The organism is Desulfonatronum sp. SC1 (assembly GCF_003046795.1).
Taxonomy (GTDB): Bacteria; Desulfobacterota; Desulfovibrionia; order Desulfovibrionales; family Desulfonatronaceae; genus Desulfonatronum.
The window spans coordinates 1-398 of sequence record NZ_PZKN01000223.1 but is presented as its reverse complement, the minus strand read 5'-3'; the positions used below and the strand labels follow the sequence as shown (position 1 = coordinate 398).

1 pseudogene is annotated in these 398 nt (G+C 39.9%); it reads left to right on the top strand.

The features are described 5' to 3' along the window. Positions 1–233: pseudogene (locus C6366_RS21350) on the top strand (hypothetical protein); the annotation flags it as partial. Positions 234–398: the final 165 nt, after the last annotated feature.

The following is a 398-nucleotide window of genomic DNA, read 5'->3' as shown; positions in this document are numbered from 1 at the left end:
GGACAAACAATACGCTGCCTTCGTGGCCCAAAAGTAACATCGTTTCCGGTTTTAAAAACATTGATAACCATATAAAGGAACACCGGGCATTTGTGGAGAAGGCAGAGGCGTTTTATCAGAAAATATCTGAAGGCAAACTGTTAATCTCGGTAGGAGTGACCAATTTTATAAAAGATTGGATAACCCATAATATCAAAACGGAAGACATGCAGTTTGCACCCGACAAGAACTAAATACCTCAAAAAGATACCTGAACAAAAAACATCTGCAAAAAAAACGCCCCTGTCCGGAGTTATCCTTACAGGGGCGCCACTTTTTCAATCACTATTAATCAGGAAACTACTGCAAATCGTTTAGTGAAAGCCAGAAAATGTCGTCATCCACATGAAGTACACGAT